The following is a 3,266-nucleotide window of genomic DNA, read 5'->3' as shown; positions in this document are numbered from 1 at the left end:
AAGAACCAGACCATTCACCTGCTCTCCGGCGGCGAAAAAGCGCTGACGGCGATTGCGCTGGTGTTTGCCATCTTCCAGCTCAACCCGGCGCCTTTTTGCTTGCTGGACGAGGTCGATGCACCGCTGGACGATGCCAACACCGAGCGTTATGCCAAGCTGGTTTCAAGCATGAGCAAGGGCACCCAGTTCTTGTTCATCAGTCACAACAAAATTGCCATGGAAATGGCCGAACAACTGATCGGCGTCACGATGCAGGAGCAGGGCGTGTCCCGCATCGTGGCGGTCGATATGGATGCGGCGGTTTCGATGGCGGAGGTTTATTGATGTCTATGAGCAATCTTCAAATCGGTTTGGCGGTGGTCGGCGTGTTGGTATTGGCCACCATGGCCGTGCATGCTGCCTGGACCTCGCGCAAGAACCTGCCTCGCCAAGCTACGCCGGACGAGTTTCCGACCGAGCCGCTCATGGGGGAGGGCATTGAGCCGGGTCTTGACGCCGCCGCCTTCGATGTCGCCGACTTTCCGTTGCCGGTCATGGAAAAGAAACCAGGCTTGGACGCCTTGATTGACGTCATGGCCCCGATCACGCTGGACAGCCCCATTTCGGGCGAAGCCGCGCTGGCCGCCATGCCCAGCACACGCCGCGCAGGCAGCAAACCCTTTGCCATAGAGGGTTTCAACGACGCCAGCCAGAGTTGGGAAATGCCACAGGCCGGGCAGCGTTACGCCACTTTTCAGGCCGGCGTGCAACTGGCCAACCGCTCCGGGGCTCTCAACGAAATTGAGTACTCTGAGTTTGTGATGAAGACACAGAGCTTTTGCGATGCCATCAATGGCACCCCCGATTTTCCGGAGATGCGCGAAGAAGTTTCCCGCGCCCGTGAGCTGGACCAGTTTGCCGGTGACCACGATGCCCAGTTGGGCTTTGTGTTGCGCGCCCGCAATGCCGCCTGGAGTCCCGGTTATGTGCAGCAAAATGCGTCGCGACTGGGGTTTGTGGCGGGTGCGATTCCCGGGCGCATGGTGGTGCCGGCCAGTTCTGCCGGGCTGCCACCGGTGTTGGGTTTGAGTTTTGATGCGCAAGCCGCGCTGGCCGATGACCCGGCCCTGTCGGCCATTCGCGAAGTCAATTTGAGCCTGGATGTGGCCCAGGTCGACCGCAGCGAGCAGGCGTTTATGCGCATGCGCGAGGCCGCCGTGTCGCTGGCCAGCACCATGGACGGGGTGGTGACCGATGACAACGGCACGCTGCTGCCGCCCGAAGCGCTGGACGTGATTGCTGCCGAGTTGGAACACCTGTACGACACGCTGGACCGGCGCGACCTGTCGGCCGGTTCTGCTTTGGCGCGTCGCCTTTTTTCTTGAGTCTCAGCCACGCTTCGTGCGCTTCAAACGGGTTGGTCAGGTCCGCTCAGGGTCACCCGACATTAATTTTCGATAGCTTATGCAAGACTTGTTTTCTTCTCTGACGCCCCTGCCTGATCCCGCGCACGTGGCGCAGCTTCGGCAAACCCTGCACGAGCACGCGCACCGCTATTACGTGGAGGATGCGCCTACGATTCCTGATGCCGAATACGACCGTCTGTTTCAGGAATTGCAGGCGATCGAGGCGCAGCACCCCGAATTGATCACCCCCGATTCCCCGACACAACGGGTCGGTGGTCGCCCGCTGGACCAGTTCGTGAGCGTGCGCCACGCGGTGCCGATGTTGAGCATCCGCACCGAGACCGATACCGAAGCCAGTGGCGCCCAGAATTTTGATGCCCGCGTGCGGCGCGAGTTGGGCTTGGATGAATCGGCGCCCCCGGTGGAGTACGTGGCTGAACCCAAATTTGATGGTTTGGCCATGAGCCTGCGTTACGAGCACGGTGTGCTGGTGCAGGCCGCCACGCGGGGTGACGGTGAAATGGGCGAAGACGTCACCCAAAACATCCGCACCATCGGACAGATTCCGCTGCGTCTCCCCGCCGGTGTGCCCCCCGTGCTGGAAGTGCGGGGCGAAGTCTATATGCGCCGCGACGACTTCGAACGCCTGAACGAACAGCAGCGCGAGCGCGGGCAAAAAACCTTCGTCAACACCCGCAACGCTGCCGCCGGTGCGGTGCGCCAACTCGACCCGACGATTGCGGCCCAGCGGCCCTTGAGTTTCTTTGCCTATGGCTTGGGCGAGATCACGCCAGTGGAGGCCGGTGGCCCTGAGTTTGCCACGCACTATGCGCTGCTGCAAACCCTGAAATTATGGGGTTTTCCGGTTGCAGCCCAGGTATCTATTGCACAAGGTGCTATTGAATTAGTAGCGTATTACAACACCATTGGCGCGCAGCGTGAAGGCCTGGGTTTTGACATTGACGGTGTCGTTTACAAGGTCAACAGCTTGGCGCTGCAACGCCGCATGGGCTTTGTCACGCGTGAGCCGCGCTGGGCGGTGGCGCACAAGTTTCCGGCGCAGGAGCAACAAACACGGGTGCTGGGTATCGACGTGCAGGTCGGGCGCACCGGCAAGCTCACGCCGGTGGCACGCTTGCAATCGGTGTTTGTCGGTGGCGTCAATGTGACCAATGCCACCCTGCACAACCTGTTCGAGTTGCGCCGCAAACGGGTGCGCGTCGGCGACATGGCCATCGTGCGCCGCGCTGGCGATGTGATTCCCGAGGTGGTCGGTGTGGTGCCGGCTGAGCGACCACAGTATGTGCCCAACTTCCGCATGCCGCGCCAGTGTCCGGTGTGCGGCAGCGCGGTGGTGCGCGAAAAAACCGAGGTCAATCACCGCTGCACCGGTGGGTTGTTTTGTGCCGCCCAGCGCAAGCAAGCGATATTGCACTTTGCCCAGCGGCGGGCGGTTGAGGTTGAGGGCTTGGGCGACAAACTGGTTGATCAGCTGGTGGACCGCGATGTGGTCAAGGTTCTGCCCGACTTGTACCGCTTGGGCTTTCGCTCGCAAGCCGAATTACTCAGTCTGACTACGGACCAATTGGCGCAATCCCTGACTGACGACGACAAGCAAAAACTCGCCATGGATTCCTTGAAAGGATTGGACCGTATGGCGGTGCTGTCGGCTCAGAATCTGCTGGATGCGATTGAAAAATCCAAAAAAACTACCTTGCCTCGTTTCTTGTTTGGGCTCGGTATTCGCCACGTCGGTGAGGCCACTGCCAAAGAATTGGCGCGCCATTTTGGCAACCTGGATGCCATCATGAACGCGACCGTCGAGCAACTGCTGCAAGTCAATGATGTCGGCCCGATCGTGGCCTTGAGCCTGCGCACGTT

Annotated in this window: 3 protein-coding genes; all 3 read left to right on the top strand. The window is 60.6% G+C overall.

The window, feature by feature from the left end; all coding sequences use genetic code 11:
* A partial coding sequence (locus WCG50_RS18560) for a hypothetical protein (protein ID WP_336901081.1) occupies positions 1-324 on the top strand: 324 nt, incomplete at its 5' end.
* Positions 325-329: 5 nt separating this feature from the next.
* Positions 330-1,364 (top strand): cell division protein FtsZ, encoded by a 1,035-nt coding sequence (locus WCG50_RS18555; protein ID WP_336901080.1) that lies wholly within the window; start codon positions 330-332, stop codon positions 1,362-1,364.
* Positions 1,365-1,443: 79 nt separating this feature from the next.
* A partial coding sequence (ligA, locus tag WCG50_RS18550) for an NAD-dependent DNA ligase LigA (RefSeq protein WP_336901079.1) occupies positions 1,444-3,266 on the top strand: 1,823 nt, incomplete at its 3' end.

Origin of the sequence: Rhodoferax sp. (assembly GCF_037143375.1) — a bacterium.
Taxonomy (GTDB): Bacteria; Pseudomonadota; Gammaproteobacteria; order Burkholderiales; family Burkholderiaceae_C; genus Rhodoferax.
This window is presented reverse-complemented; position numbering and strand designations above follow the sequence as displayed.

Excerpts from the sequence above, each read along its gene's own strand:
- WCG50_RS18555 (WP_336901080.1), top strand. The coding sequence starts at position 330 with ATGAGCAATCTTCAAATCGGTTTGGCGGTGGTCGGCGTGTTGGTATTG.